This is a genomic window from Paenibacillus sp. EC2-1 (assembly GCF_049311625.1).
Lineage (GTDB): Bacteria > Bacillota > Bacilli > Paenibacillales > Paenibacillaceae > Paenibacillus_AQ.
This window is the reverse complement of record NZ_CP186006.1, coordinates 858403-872169: the sequence shown is the minus strand read 5'-3', so window position 1 is coordinate 872169 and position 13767 is coordinate 858403. Positions and strand designations below refer to the sequence as shown.

The window sequence follows — 13767 nt, the reverse complement described above, 5'->3', positions numbered from 1 at the left end:
TCAGGACAGGCAGCAAATCGCAGCCTGTCCTGATTCATGAAGAAAGGAAGTTTTACCATGTCCAAATCCAGAAAACGTTCTGAAGTTTTGTATCAAGAAGCTCTTCAACATATCGTTGGTGGAGTAAACAGCCCCTCCCGCTCTTTCAAAGCCGTTGGAGGTGGGGCACCTGTATTTATGAAACGTGCTAAAGGTGCCCACTTCTGGGATGAAGATGGGAACCAGTACATCGATTATCTAGCAGCATACGGTCCCATCATCACGGGCCATGCTCATCCTCATATAACACAAGCAATCACGAAAGCTGTCGAGAATGGTACACTCTACGGCACACCAACCGAGCTTGAAATCACGCTCGCCAAAATGCTTAAAGAGGCAATCCCTTCACTCGATAAGGTTCGTTTCGTCAATTCCGGTACAGAAGCTGTAATGACAACGATTCGTGTTGCACGTGCATACACAAAACGAAACAAAATCATTAAATTCGCTGGATGTTACCATGGCCACTCCGACCTTGTTCTTGTTGCGGCAGGCTCAGGCCCTTCTACGCTAGGCATCCCGGATAGTGCTGGTATTCCGACCAGCATCGCTCATGAAGTCATAACCGTTCCCTTTAACAACTTAGAAGGACTGCGAGAAGCACTGGATAAGTGGGGCGACGATGTAGCGGCTGTCATGGTTGAACCCATCGTCGGTAATTTCGGTATGGTTATGCCGGAACCCGGATTCCTTGAAGGTCTTTGTCAGTTGACGCATGATAACGGATCTCTTGTCATCTATGATGAAGTCATCACAGCCTTCCGTTTCCATTATGGTTCTGCTCAAACGTACGCTGGACTTGATAACCACGAGGCTATACAGCCCGATTTAACGGCTCTTGGTAAAGTCATCGGCGGCGGACTCCCAATCGGTGCTTACGGCGGCCGCAAGCATATCATGGAACAAGTCGCTCCTCTCGGCCCAGCTTATCAGGCCGGAACGATGGCAGGTAATCCGGCTTCTATCTCCGCAGGTATCGCTTGCTTGGAAGTTCTTCAAGGCGATGGGGTGTATGAAGAAATGGAACGCTTAACGATTAAGCTTACTGAGGGACTACAGGCGTCCGCTGATAAATACGGCATACCGCTGACTATTAACCGCATTCGCGGATCGTTCTCGGCCCATTTCTGCGACCACCCTGTAACGAACTACGACGAAGCTCAGGATACAGATGGTGAAGCCTTCGCTGAATTCTTCCGTCACATGCTTGACCGCGGCATCAATCTAGCACCATCGAAATACGAGGCGTGGTTCCTGACCACCGCACATACCGATGCTGACATCGATACTACACTCGAAGCTGCTGAAGAATCATTTAAGGCTATGAAAGGTTAATACCATGAAAGGGCAGTCCCATAAGGTCGAATGACCTGAACCCGGGACTGCCCTTTCTTTCTGATCTTGTTTATTATTAAGGATTAATAAATACGGTTCTAAGCTTAGCATTATACTGCACATCAAAACCAAGTCCGGACGCTAGCACTGCGAGCGGTACATATGTCTTCTGCTCTTTGCCTATTTTGTTCAAGAAAGCAGGTGTATCCATTGTAACCGTAGTTCCGTTCACGTTAACGGATTTCGAACCGATCTTGATGGTCACCTTCTTATCTCCATACGTGATTGTAGCGCTGGATGTTTTGTTACTCCACACCGATGTTGCAGAAACGGCCGTTACGATATCTTGAATTGCCACGAAATTCTGATTTTTCACAATCACTGGCTTGTAAGGTGTCTTTAACTCCTTGCCGCTGACGATAATCCCCATTGGCTGGTCTGCCTCATACACTACTGGCTTCGTATAACTTCCCCAGATTGTCTCAGAGAAGATACGCGCCATTACCTCATAACCGTACTGATTCGGATGAATATCTTCCTTCAATATATGAGTCATCGTTATTTCAGAGCCGATAAATTCTTTAGCAACATGAGCGACCTTGAGGGTGATGCCATTCTCATTAAATGTAACCGCCATGCCGTCGATAAGCTTCGTAAACTGCGCCGCAGCTTCCTGCAGTTTCGGATAAGTGGCCTTATCAGCAATTTCCGGTACGGGTTGATACTGGTCTGCCAATACAATAACAGCATCCGGATTTATGCTATGTAGATTATTCACGATGGATGTAACGTTGTCCTTATAGACAGTAAATAACTCCTGAACACGACTGGCAAGCTCGTCAGTCTTTAACGTTCCCGCTGTCTTAACAAGTTCAAACATGTCGTTACCACCAATGGTTACGGTAATCAAGTCTGCTCCGGCAACAAGCGATTTAGCTTTAGCAGCTTCCGCCCCCATCGCAGCAACCCGTGGATCCTTAAGACCACTCTGGATTTCATCCGCAGATACTGCACGTTCATCTACGATAGCCTGCACATAACGATCAAGCCCTTTTGTCTTCAAACCCAAAATACCCAGATTAGTGACTTCCGTACGCCCATGATACAAGCCTTGCACAAGCAGTCGATCTATGAAGCCGTATGGTTTGGAGTTTATATCCATTCCTGGTTCGTAACCCACTGTAAGTGAATCCCCGAGTGATACAATTCGGTATGTATCTCTTGTTGTTAGCTGCTCCTGTGCTGATACAGAACTTCCTGCCCATGGCCCAAGCAGCAGCACAGCCATCAGCATTATACTAGTGGCTGGAGCCAGAGCTTTTTTCCAAAATTTCAGCATTAAAACAACCACCCCTCTCTTGGTTAATTTATCCAAAGTCAATCTGATTATTATTCTATCACTCCCTAGCTAACTTAGATACCATTGAAAATGGCGCATTAGAACGGTAAATCATTCAAGAAACGAACTAAAAAAGCAGTCCCAGAGTTGGAACTGCCTTCGGCAGGTAGGAGACTTCAACGCCCCAGATATATTTATGAGTTGTTGCTGCCGGACCCAGCAGTATCATCATCAACAAGATTCACCCGCTTCATGTACTTGTCATAGCGATCATCAAGTTCTTTGGCGATACTGCGATATTTACGCGTTTCCTCTACGATAGGGTCCTGTGTCGTCTGAATACGAATTTCATACTTCGGTGGGATGAGACGGCGTCCCTCTTCTTCCTCGTTCTTAGATTCCATCTCACCATCCATGAGCAGTTCACTGAGCTGCTGCTCCAAATCATGATCCTTCTTATCATTCATCTTGTGACACTCCTTTATCTGTTGTGAAGAGGACCTACTTCTAGTCTTTCGTAAACCCCGTTGCCTCAGCCTCGGATAACGTATCCAGCAAACTGTCATGAATCGCACCATTGGTTGCCATCAAATTACGTACCGACAGATCATAAGGCCGCCCAAGGGTATCCGTTACCTTTCCACCTGATTCTTGAACCAGAAGCGCTCCTGCAGCAACATCCCATGCACTCAATCCTTGTTCCCAATATCCGCTCAAACGACCTGCCGCAACATACGCCATATGCAGTGCAGCAGAGCCCCCTGTACGTAAATTACGAACTTTCGGAATAACCGCATGGATTCCAGCCATGTTCTTAGGGAAATTGACCGTGGTATCCATTGGAAAACCTGTTGCTACTAGACTTTCAGATAACGTTGTCTCCTTAGAAACCAAGGTAGGGTTACCATGAACATAGGCTCCTTTACCTTTCTCTGCAATAAACAGTTCATCGCGGGATGGATCATACACCACACCAACGATAACTTCGCCTTTGTAGGCTAGAGCAATGGATACCGAATAAAATGGGAAGCCATGGACGTAATTGGTTGTACCATCGATCGGATCAATAATCCACAAGTAAGGTTCATCCTTCACGGCCTCCAGAGCTTTGGTAGAAGCTTCAGCACCTGGTTCAACACCTTCTTCACCAAGAATCGCATGATCCGGAAAATGAGTCAGAATCAGCTTGCGAATCATCTGCTCTGCCCCTTTATCTACCTCGGTCACGAGATCCTGTGCAGATGTCTTCGTACTTAGCTGTTTAACCGTTCCAAGTCTGCTCTGAATCCATTCCCCTGCTTTAGCTGCACAATTGATCGCAACCGCAGTGTAGCTTTTACTTGAGACTACGTAGGGTACATTTTCTTTGTCATTCAATATGCTCACTCTACTTTCCAAAAAAATCTATATTAAGAGACTTAATCATCCTATTCATGTATTACGAGAGAAGCTAGGGCGCGTTTCCCTTAAAATCACATCTACTTTACAAGCGATATTCTTAAGGAGTTACTTCAATCGTCGCCCCATCCACGATCTTCACTCCTTCGTTCCCGTAACCTGAAAGCTCCTCCATTAAAGCGAACAAAGCTCCATCTTTCTTCTTCGCCTCAATCATAACATCGACCTGCGATGTACTTCCTGCAATTTTGCGTAAAAAAGAGAGAAGCGGTACGACATCGACACCATCAGCATGGCTTCGAATATCGGTAGGACTCTTCGGACTCGAAACGTGAATTTTAGGAGCTAAAGGCTTATCTGGCTCTGAACCAGCTTGTGCCAAGGGCGTCTCCCATGTCTTTAGAATGTCTGGCCAAAGATCCCACGGATCTTCTCCCTCATTATTCACCCACTGGTGGTGAATATCGAGCACCATCGGAAGCCCCAAATTCTGACTCACTGCAAGAGTTTCGAGCGCGTTAAATGTCTTATCGTCATTCTCCAGCGTAATCCGTTCCTTGATGTCCTCATCCAGCTGATGAAAATGTTCCTCAAACCGGGCAGCAGCAGAAGGCTTGTCCCCATAAGCACCACCAATATGGATATTGTTCTTCATTGCGGCACTTAATCCCATCGCCTGCAGCATGTTCGTATGATGTCTCAAATCACGAATCGAACTGGTCAGAACTTCTGCCCTTGGTGTACTTAACACGGTAAAATGATCCGGATGAAAGGATACTCTCATCTCATGCTTCTTCACAAACTGACCAACTTCCGCAAACCCTTCCTTCAGCGCGGGATAAGGGTCCCAATCACTTAAATCTCCGTGTGTACCTAGAGGAATGAGTTTAGATGTCATTCGATATACTCGAATATCGTGAGCGATGCTATGTTTTAAAAGACGCAGTGTATTGTGCAAGTTCTCAGCGGCCAGACGCTCCAGTTTACGGATCGCGGCCTCACGGTCATTCAGATTCATGAAGCTTTTCATCGTCATCGTTCTAGATGGTGATGCGTTCTGAATAACCGTTGACATAGCCACATAACCAAAGCGGACGATCATGCTTGGTTCCCAAAGAACATCTCATAAGCAAGATCGGTCTGCACTCTAGACTCTTCATCTGTCAGCTTGCGGACAAGCTGTAATTCGACGGAGGTTACCTCACGTCCCTGAAAATTAATCTCCGCTACACTAGCAGTAATCAGGACGATAGCAACCGCTTTATTATCAGGCGTATAAGCAATTACCTTTTGACCTGTAGGAAACACACGAAGTCCTTCCTTCAGCATTTTCCCACGACCATATTCCAGAAGCTCATAAAGCTCCTGATCATTCTTAAACTTGCAAACGGAATTGAACTCGGTTTGAAATCCCATGCGCCAGCCTCCCTTTCCGGTGTAAAAGATTAGAGTCAAGGGGAGCCGTGATATGCGCGGACTCCCCTTGGTTTTCAATACCTATTATACTTCATTTTAGTTATTAAGCTTCATTCTCATAAATTAATGCTTGCTTGCGGCTATATCGCTCAAGTCCAAGCTCAATCATACGATCAAGCAGTTCACGATATGAGACACCCGTTTCTCTCCACAGCAGTGGATACATGCTAAACGGAGTAAAGCCAGGCATCGTATTCACCTCATTAATAAGAATAGCATTATCTGAGCGACGGATAAAGAAATCCGCCCGCGTAATACCATTCCCCTCAATCGCTTTGAAGGCCGAAATCGCAAGCTCGCGCAGCTGATCTGCCGTATCTGGTTCAACAGGGGCTGGGATCATCATCTCAGACTGTCCATTGATGTATTTGGCAGCATAATCGTAGTATTCACTAGAGGAGACAATTTCACCCGGTATGGATGCCATCGGCTCATCATTTCCGAGTACGCTGACTTCAACCTCACGTGCATCTACGAATTCTTCAACAATAATCTTATTGTCAAAACGAAGCGCTGTCTCAACCGCATTTCTCAGTTCTTCCGCATTTCTAGCCTTCGAGATACCAACACTTGAGCCAAGGTTAGCAGGCTTTACGAAGCACGGATAACCCAATTTGTCCTCAATGCCCTGTAGTAGATCATGACTGCTGCGTTCCCACTGGGATCTGTTAAAATAGCTATATTCGCATTGTGGAATCTCCGCTTGAGCAAATAACTTTTTCATGATGCCTTTATCCATACCAGCAGCGGATGCCAGCACACCTGTACCCACGTAAGGAATATCAGCCATTTCAAAAAGTCCTTGAATCGTGCCATCTTCGCCAAAAGTACCATGAAGAAGCGGGAACATAATATCAACGATACTTTCCTCACTACCATACAATCTACTGAATACAGCATTGAGTGCGCTCTGCGTGCCTTCGCCATTCTCAAGCTTCAATTCAGCCGCATCTGCGAAAGGTGCCGACAGCTTACTGCCAATTCTCCAAGTACCCTGCTTCGTAATATAGAAAGGGATAATTTCGTATTTATCAAAATCGAAAGCATTCATGACAGCAAAGGCTGTTGAAAGTGATACTTCATGCTCTCCCGATTTACCGCCATAAACTAATCCTACTCTTAATTTGTCCTGTCCCATGCCAAACCTCTCTTTTTACGAATTGCAGCATTTCATGCTGTTCGATTAAAAATAATCAGGAATATGGTAAAAACGGTACACCGTATTATCGGTCCAAGCATAAGAATCACGGTAATCCCAGTACCGGTGTTTGCTGCTGACTGTATGTGCGTTCACCAGCGGCATACCGCCTGCATCAAACGCCGTAACAATCGTACTGTGCTGAAATGCACCATCGCCGTCCCAATCATAAACGATAACATCTCCAAGCATCAGCTGCTCCGGGCGTTCCACCATATCTGCTCTTAAACCTGAAGTGCTTGTGTTCAAAAACCGGGCGAAGCTGTTCGAGACAGCCCAGCTATAACTCCACCATTCCCGGTTACTCACATAACCTTTGTACCACCAACCCGTTTCTCTTTTACCAGTATAGTGGATTGGGGCTTTGCCTGCAAAGAGGCATTGTGAGATATAGTTGGTACAATCCACAGCAAATGTTGTAAACTCTGGATTGCCTGAATCCCACCATCGATCCGCATAGGCAGCAGCCGCTTCCCGTTCATAACGACCTGCACGCGAATGGGTTCCTGCTGAGTACACACCATAATTAATTAACGGAGTTGAAGGGACTGGGACAGGAGCTTCATGATGGCTATCAGCATCCTTATACGGCTCATTGAGTGGATGTCGTTCATCTTCAAGCCGCTCTATATTCACAATCAACCAAGCATCGCCGTCACGCACAACCGTCAATCGTTCTCGGCTAATGACATCCTCACGGTGGGTTACACCTCTTTTCTCATAAAAGAACACACTGTGCAAACGAACATCTGCTACGACGTCATCCTCAGTTTCACGAACGATCCGCAGGAGCTTCGCTCTAGTCTCACTCTTTAGTGGCGTTACCTCCCGTTCTGAATACCATGCTTGAATGCGTGTTTGTCTCTCCCCACGTTCCATTAAATAATTAAGGTCTGTTACGATCTGTTCTCTCAGACCTGAACCGTATTCCACCTTACTCTGATTATGCTGATCCACATACGTATACAAAGCGTTCTTCCAAGGCCGCTGAGCTTTAACGATTTTAACCATCCTATTCTCGCCCCTTTCCGGACTTTCAATCGCCCGCCATAATCCGGGAAGATATCTATAACCAATATATGAAGAAAAGGTCGTCGCTATGAACCACGCTTTTCATCAGGATTCCAAGTAAAAATAGGTACGAATAAGCTTGACGAAATGCGTCATTTTCTGCAAAAAATGCTTTACGCCAAGGCTTGTAAACGTTATAATTATTGTAGGTTAATTATGAAATTGTGTTTCACCTAGTGAAACGATTTTGGAATTATTGATACGACTCAAGGAGGTTCACTTATGTCAGTTAAGGACCAATTCTCCATCTCCCGCACGCTAGAGGTGGACGGCAAGAATTACCGTTATTTCAGCTTACAAGCTCTTGAAGAGCAAGGACACGGCGATGTATCAAAGCTTCCATTCTCGATCCGGGTGCTACTAGAAGCAGCTGTTCGTCAATTTGACGGACGCGCGATTACAGAAGAGCATGTGAAGCAGCTCTCTAAATGGAATGAAGGCCTTGGCAGCAACAAGGAAATCCCATTCATTCCGGCTCGTATCGTACTTCAAGATTTCACCGGTGTACCGGTGGTTGTAGACCTTGCAGCGATGCGTGACACTGTTAAGAAAGCCGGTGGAGATCCGAAGCAGATCAACCCATTGGTACCTGTCGATCTCGTTATCGACCACTCCGTAATGGTTGATGCCTTTGGTACTGACCAAGCTCTTGAATACAATATGCAAGTTGAATTCGAGCGTAACGAAGAGCGTTATCGTTTCCTTCGCTGGGCTCAAACTGCGTTTAATAACTTCCGCGCTGTTCCTCCAGGAACGGGTATTGTTCACCAAGTCAACCTTGAATACCTCGCTTCTGTAGCAGCAACCAAAACGGTTGACGGTGAAACATTCGTCTTCCCTGACTCCCTCGTTGGTACGGACTCCCACACAACCATGATCAATGGTCTTGGCGTTGTCGGCTGGGGTGTTGGCGGTATCGAAGCTGAAGCAGGAATGCTTGGCCAACCGCTTTATTTTGTAACGCCTGATGTTATTGGATTTAAATTGACTGGTAGTCTGGCAGAAGGCGCTACGGCAACTGACCTTGCACTAACAGTCACTCAATTGCTTCGTAAAAAAGGCGTTGTTGGCAAATTCGTTGAATTCTATGGCCCAGGCCTTGCTAATATCAGTCTTGCTGACCGCGCAACAGTTGCGAACATGGCACCAGAATACGGAGCTACCGTTGGTTTCTTCCCAGTTGATGACGAAACAATCGCTTATCTCCGTAACACAGGTCGCCCTGATGAACAGGTTGCACTCGTGGAAGCATACTATAAAGCGCAAAATATGTTCCGTACGGCTGAAACGGCTGATCCTGAATTTACAGACGTAATCGAGCTTGATCTCGCTTCCGTTGTACCGAGCTTGGCTGGACCTAAGCGTCCTCAGGACCGTATTGAACTTACGAATATGAAGAACAACTTTAATGACATTATTCGTACACCGATCGATAAAGGCGGTTACGGTCTGAGCGATGAGAAGATCGCAGAGACAGTTACCGTTAACCATAAAGACGGTACAACAAGCGAAATGAGCGCAGGAGCGGTTGTAATTGCAGCGATTACTAGCTGTACTAACACATCCAACCCAAGCGTTATGCTAGGAGCAGGCCTACTCGCGAAAAAAGCAGTTGAGCGTGGTTTGAAAAAACCAGGCTACGTGAAGAGCAGCTTGACTCCAGGTTCCCTTGTTGTAACAGACTATCTGCAGAAAGCTGGACTGATGAATTACCTTGAAGCACTTGGCTTCCACGTTGCAGGTTACGGCTGTGCAACGTGTATTGGTAACTCCGGTCCGCTTCCAGACGAAGTTAGCCAGGCTATTACAGACAATGACATGACTGTTGCTGCCGTATTGTCAGGTAACCGTAACTTTGAAGGCCGTGTTCACGCACAAGTCAAAGCAAACTACCTGGGTTCACCACCACTCGTCGTAGCTTATGCACTGGCTGGTACAGTGAACATCGACCTGCAGAACGAGCCTATTGGCTACGATCCGAACAACGAGCCTGTATACTTGAAAGACATCTGGCCAACAAGTGCAGAAATTCGTGATGCGATTGCTCAAGCGGTTAGCGCTGATTCCTTCCGTAGCAAATACGCTAACGTATTTACAGCCAACGAACGCTGGAATGCTATTCCTGTGCCTGAAGGCGAATTGTATGAGTGGGATGATAAATCGACTTACATCCAGAACCCTCCATTCTTCGAGAACCTTGGAAACGGCCTAAGCGATATCCAAGATATCCGCAATGCTCGTGTTCTTGCATTGCTGGGAGACTCCGTAACAACGGACCACATCTCACCAGCGGGTAACATTGCTGTGAACAGCCCTGCGGGCGTTTACTTGAATGATCATGGTGTAGCTCGCAAAGACTTCAACTCCTACGGTTCTCGTCGTGGTAATCACGAAGTTATGATGCGCGGTACGTTCGCGAACATCCGTATTCGGAACCAGGTTGCTCCAGGTACTGAAGGCGGCGTAACTACTTACTTACCGACAGATGAAGTTATGTCTATCTATGACGCATCGATGAACTACCAAGCTGGTGGTCAGAACCTGATCGTTATCGCAGGTAAAGAATATGGTACAGGAAGCTCCCGTGACTGGGCAGCTAAAGGTACTTACCTACTTGGCGTCAAAGCTGTAATCGCTGAAAGCTTCGAGCGGATTCACCGTTCCAACCTTGTAGGTATGGGCGTTCTGCCACTTCAGTTCCAAGAAGGCCATGGATGGTCCAGCCTTGGTCTTAATGGACGCGAAACGTTCGATATCGTCGGCCTAAGCAATGATGTGAAGCCTGGTCAAGATCTGACCGTCATCGCTACTCGCGAAGATGGTACGACGTTCGAGATCCCTGTGATCGCTAGACTCGATAGTATGGTCGATGTGGACTACTACTATAACGGTGGTATCCTACAAACGGTACTTCGTCAGATGATCGCAAATAACCAAAACTAATAGACACTGAGGTTCTATAGCCTCAGGAACAAATCCCCATTTCCTTGATTAGGAAATGGGGATTTTTCTGTTTTAAACTTTTTACCAAGACTATTCTCCTGAATTTGGAATATAACGTTTCGAAGCGTACTGCGAAGGTTAACAATTAAGAAACATTGCGTTCGTTTCAGTCGCTCAAGCGTAAGGAGGATCATGAACATGTTAACGATATCCACGATGGCACCGTTTCATCATCAATATCCGCGGCCACAAACAGTGAACACCACGAAAAAAGATCAGTCGCCAGATAAACCAGTGACTTTTCATGAAATTCTAACTCAGAAAATGAATGAGAAAAACATAGCACAACGTTCGACACGCTAATACATAACGTTTCATTACAAAACGCCTGCTGATGCAGGCGTTTTGTGTTGTCTCTGTACTATAAGTCGAAAATGACTCCATTCATCTACTTCCTTTTTCAAAGTATACGTGTTATACTTCAACTATAACAGATATAACGAATTGAGGGGTTTAAATGATTATTCAGCTTGATATGCAATCAGAAGTACCGATCTATACCCAGCTTATCAATCAGATTATTGAAGGAATCGCTAGCGGTGATTTAAGTCCAGGTGAACCTCTCCCCTCTGTCAGAAGCCTTGCATCCGATATTGGAATCAATCTTCACACAGTTAACAAAGCTTACACATTACTCAAGCAGGACGGATTCATCCAGGTACACCGCCAAAGAGGCGTCGTGGTTAATCCAGACGGTCTTCCAGAGATCACCCCAGAATATGAAGAGAAGCGTAGTAGTCATCTTAAACCAATCATTGCAGAAGCCATCTGTCGTGGCATGAGTAAAGATCAGATTTTGCAGGTTGTTTCAGAAATGCACGAAGAGATCACCCATACGAAGGAAGGAGAATAACTATGTATGTTATTTCAACACTAATTATTGTGTTAATGACTCTCCCCTTGCTCGCATCACTTGTGTTCATGCCGTATTTCACGAGAGAAACGTTGAGCTTTGGCGTCACGATAAGCGAGGAGACTTTTCATAGCGAGCCTCTGCGAAAACTACGCAGACAGTACGCGGGAATAAGTAGCTTGATATACATCGTCCTCATTGCCGGCTGCCTTCTTATCATCATGTCATGGCCTGCGGTTTCAAAAGAAATTGTGTTTGCCATTGGTATCACCGGCATGGTCATCTGCTCATTACTTATGAATGTGACCTTCCATTTCAAAATGAAAAACTTAAAAGCTAATTTCCCAGCTACTCCACAGCAACGTCAAAAACTTGCGCTTCAAACAAACTTTCGACAACAAAAGCTTGTATTCTCCAACCGTTGGTTTATCATCCACGGGATCATTACGGTCATCAGTGCAGTTTGGATCCTCTCCTACTATGATTACATCCCTAACCTATTGCCTATGAAGTTTGATTTCGATGGTAATGTCATCCGATATGCTGACAAATCGGTCCTTACCGTCCTATTCCCAAACATCATGCAAGCTGTCATGATCATAACGTTTGTATTCATCAATTGGTCCATTCTAAAGAGCAAACAGCAGATTAATCCCGGCGATCCGGAAGGTTCGGCTGCGCGTAACGCGATTTTCCGCCGGAGATGGTCCTTCTTCAACATCATGACCAGTCTTATTATCATCTTGCTCTTTTCCTTTATTCAGCTAAATATGATGCTGAGCTTCGACACCGAGATGCTCGCCCTTGTCAGTTTGCTTGTCCCTTCTCTCATCGTTATTGGAGCTCTAGTTATGACTGTCATAACTGGGCAAGGTGGAAGCCGCATTGGACCCAAGCGAACCCCTTCACCTGTACAGCCTTACGATGACGACGCTTATTGGAAGCTCGGAGGTCTGTATTATAATCCGTACGATCCTTCCCTTTTTGTAGAGAAGAGATTTGGCATTGGTTGGACGATCAACTTTGCGAACAAAAGGGCTTGGGCTGTTATGATTGGACTTATTGCCCTTATCGTTACCGCATCACTCTTATCAGGTTAAATCAGGAAACCGTCATTCATCTAAAAAAAGCAGGCGACTCAAGGATAATCCCTTAAGCAGCCTGCTTTTTCAGCTTTTATTAATCGAAACATAGCCCCTATACTCATCAGAGCTCTTACATTCGGGGCAATCTCGTCATTCACTCTATTCTCTTTTAATATACTTTATGAAAGCATTAGCCCCATTTCCCGTGCCGCTTCCTTCAGCACCGGTGCATATTCTCTTAATGTATCTGCCGAAAGTCGATTAACCGGGCCAGACATGGATAATGCCGCGGCGATTTTCCCACTTCGATCCATAATCGGTACAGATACAGCAGCAGCACCTGGTTCACGTTCCTCAATACTGATCGCATAACCTTTCTCAACGATTTCACGTAACTGAAGCCGATAGAGGTTACGATCAATAGATTGAGGCCAGTCCGGAGCATTCAACAGTTCTTCTTGATCTGAGGGTGACGCATAGGCAACCAGCACCTTGCTTGAGGCACCGACCGATAAAGGCAAACGTGCCCCCACTTGAGCAACCCTGCGTATCGCTTGATTACTCTGTACGGCCTGTATTCGAATACGCTCTCCCCCGTCTCTAAGATAGAGACTTACCGTTTCCCCAAGCCTGTCACGTAAAGACTCCATAGCAGGCAACAATAACACGGCTGGATCATCACTATGAGATAAGTGTGTGGAAAGTTCCCAAACTTTCATACCCAATCGATATTTATCCGTTCTGCTATCCCGAACGACAAAACCTCTATCCTCCAGTGTGGTCATCAACCGATGAACCGTACTTTTATGCAGTCCGATCAGAGAGGAAATTTCCGTTAAAGCCAGTTCATGACTCTTCGTAAAACACATTAATATATCAAGTGCACGCTCAACAGCACGCACCGTTAATTTACGGTCTTCCATCCCACTTGCCCCTCTCTTGTTTCATCACATGAAACCTGGTTACAAGA

General features: G+C 45.9%; 13 protein-coding genes. 5 read left to right on the top strand and 8 right to left on the bottom strand.

The window, feature by feature from the left end; all coding sequences use genetic code 11:
* Positions 1-57: 57 nt before the first annotated feature.
* A complete protein-coding gene (locus tag ACK8P5_RS04185; RefSeq protein ID WP_422659732.1) occupies positions 58-1374 on the top strand; it encodes a glutamate-1-semialdehyde 2,1-aminomutase in 1317 nt (438 codons plus the stop codon).
* A 76-nt stretch (positions 1375-1450) separates the two neighbouring features.
* Here the strand turns inward: ACK8P5_RS04185 and ACK8P5_RS04180 are convergent, their stop codons facing one another.
* From ACK8P5_RS04180 to ACK8P5_RS04150, 7 genes are all read right to left on the bottom strand, one after another.
* Entirely contained in the window at positions 1451-2713 is a 1263-nt protein-coding gene (locus ACK8P5_RS04180) for a stalk domain-containing protein (protein WP_422659731.1), read from the bottom strand.
* A gap of 194 nt (positions 2714-2907) precedes the next feature.
* Positions 2908-3180 (bottom strand): hypothetical protein, encoded by a 273-nt coding sequence (locus tag ACK8P5_RS04175; protein WP_422659730.1) that lies wholly within the window; start codon positions 3178-3180, stop codon positions 2908-2910.
* Positions 3181-3220: 40 nt separating this feature from the next.
* Entirely contained in the window at positions 3221-4090 is an 870-nt protein-coding gene (locus ACK8P5_RS04170) for an inositol monophosphatase family protein (RefSeq protein WP_422661368.1), read from the bottom strand.
* Between the two features lie 121 nt (positions 4091-4211).
* Complete coding sequence (gene uvsE / locus ACK8P5_RS04165; RefSeq protein ID WP_422659729.1) at positions 4212-5213, bottom strand: UV DNA damage repair endonuclease UvsE; 1002 nt, start codon at positions 5211-5213, stop codon at positions 4212-4214.
* On the bottom strand, positions 5210-5527 hold the full coding sequence (locus ACK8P5_RS04160) for a hypothetical protein (protein ID WP_422659728.1): 318 nt from the start codon (positions 5525-5527) through the stop codon (positions 5210-5212). The genes uvsE and ACK8P5_RS04160 overlap by 4 nt, the downstream gene beginning before the upstream one ends.
* 103 nt (positions 5528-5630) lie before the next feature.
* Positions 5631-6725 (bottom strand): D-alanine--D-alanine ligase, encoded by a 1095-nt coding sequence (locus ACK8P5_RS04155; RefSeq protein WP_422659727.1) that lies wholly within the window; start codon positions 6723-6725, stop codon positions 5631-5633.
* 45 nt (positions 6726-6770) lie between these two features.
* The gene (locus ACK8P5_RS04150) at positions 6771-7796 is read right to left on the bottom strand and encodes an amidase domain-containing protein (RefSeq protein ID WP_422659726.1); all 1026 of its coding nucleotides are present in this window, start codon (positions 7794-7796) and stop codon (positions 6771-6773) included.
* A 282-nt stretch (positions 7797-8078) separates the two neighbouring features.
* Between ACK8P5_RS04150 and acnA the strand changes: the two genes are divergently transcribed.
* The 4 genes from acnA to ACK8P5_RS04130 all read left to right on the top strand — a co-directional run bounded on the left by acnA (position 8079) and on the right by ACK8P5_RS04130 (position 12812).
* Entirely contained in the window at positions 8079-10799 is a 2721-nt protein-coding gene (acnA, locus tag ACK8P5_RS04145) for an aconitate hydratase AcnA (RefSeq protein WP_422659725.1), read from the top strand.
* 198 nt (positions 10800-10997) lie between these two features.
* A complete protein-coding gene (locus ACK8P5_RS04140) occupies positions 10998-11162 on the top strand; it encodes a hypothetical protein (RefSeq protein ID WP_422659724.1) in 165 nt (54 codons plus the stop codon).
* Positions 11163-11316: 154 nt separating this feature from the next.
* Entirely contained in the window at positions 11317-11712 is a 396-nt protein-coding gene (locus tag ACK8P5_RS04135) for a GntR family transcriptional regulator (protein ID WP_422659723.1), read from the top strand.
* Positions 11713-11714: 2 nt separating this feature from the next.
* Positions 11715-12812 carry a DUF1648 domain-containing protein gene (locus ACK8P5_RS04130; RefSeq protein ID WP_422659722.1) on the top strand — a complete coding sequence of 366 codons (1098 nt, stop codon included), beginning with the start codon at positions 11715-11717 and terminating at the stop codon, positions 12810-12812.
* A gap of 164 nt (positions 12813-12976) precedes the next feature.
* On the opposite strand, the gene ACK8P5_RS04125 is transcribed toward ACK8P5_RS04130, so the two are convergent.
* Positions 12977-13720, bottom strand: coding sequence for an IclR family transcriptional regulator (locus ACK8P5_RS04125; protein WP_422659721.1), 744 nt, complete (start codon positions 13718-13720; stop codon positions 12977-12979).
* Positions 13721-13767: the final 47 nt, after the last annotated feature.

What these genes read in the sequence shown, in the direction of transcription:
- ACK8P5_RS04150 (WP_422659726.1), bottom strand. Translation starts at nt 7,796, where the DNA reads ATGGTTAAAATCGTTAAAGCTCAGCGGCCTTGGAAGAACGCTTTGTAT.
- ACK8P5_RS04135 (WP_422659723.1), top strand. Translation starts at nt 11,317, where the DNA reads ATGATTATTCAGCTTGATATGCAATCAGAAGTACCGATCTATACCCAG.
- ACK8P5_RS04130 (WP_422659722.1), top strand. Translation starts at nt 11,715, where the DNA reads ATGTATGTTATTTCAACACTAATTATTGTGTTAATGACTCTCCCCTTG.
- ACK8P5_RS04160 (WP_422659728.1), bottom strand. Translation starts at nt 5,527, where the DNA reads ATGGGATTTCAAACCGAGTTCAATTCCGTTTGCAAGTTTAAGAATGAT.
- ACK8P5_RS04140 (WP_422659724.1), top strand. Translation starts at nt 10,998, where the DNA reads ATGTTAACGATATCCACGATGGCACCGTTTCATCATCAATATCCGCGG.
- ACK8P5_RS04155 (WP_422659727.1), bottom strand. Translation starts at nt 6,725, where the DNA reads ATGGGACAGGACAAATTAAGAGTAGGATTAGTTTATGGCGGTAAATCG.
- ACK8P5_RS04185 (WP_422659732.1), top strand. Translation starts at nt 58, where the DNA reads ATGTCCAAATCCAGAAAACGTTCTGAAGTTTTGTATCAAGAAGCTCTT.
- ACK8P5_RS04180 (WP_422659731.1), bottom strand. Translation starts at nt 2,713, where the DNA reads ATGCTGAAATTTTGGAAAAAAGCTCTGGCTCCAGCCACTAGTATAATG.
- ACK8P5_RS04175 (WP_422659730.1), bottom strand. Translation starts at nt 3,180, where the DNA reads ATGAATGATAAGAAGGATCATGATTTGGAGCAGCAGCTCAGTGAACTG.
- uvsE (WP_422659729.1), bottom strand. Translation starts at nt 5,213, where the DNA reads ATGATCGTCCGCTTTGGTTATGTGGCTATGTCAACGGTTATTCAGAAC.
- acnA (WP_422659725.1), top strand. Translation starts at nt 8,079, where the DNA reads ATGTCAGTTAAGGACCAATTCTCCATCTCCCGCACGCTAGAGGTGGAC.
- ACK8P5_RS04125 (WP_422659721.1), bottom strand. Translation starts at nt 13,720, where the DNA reads ATGGAAGACCGTAAATTAACGGTGCGTGCTGTTGAGCGTGCACTTGAT.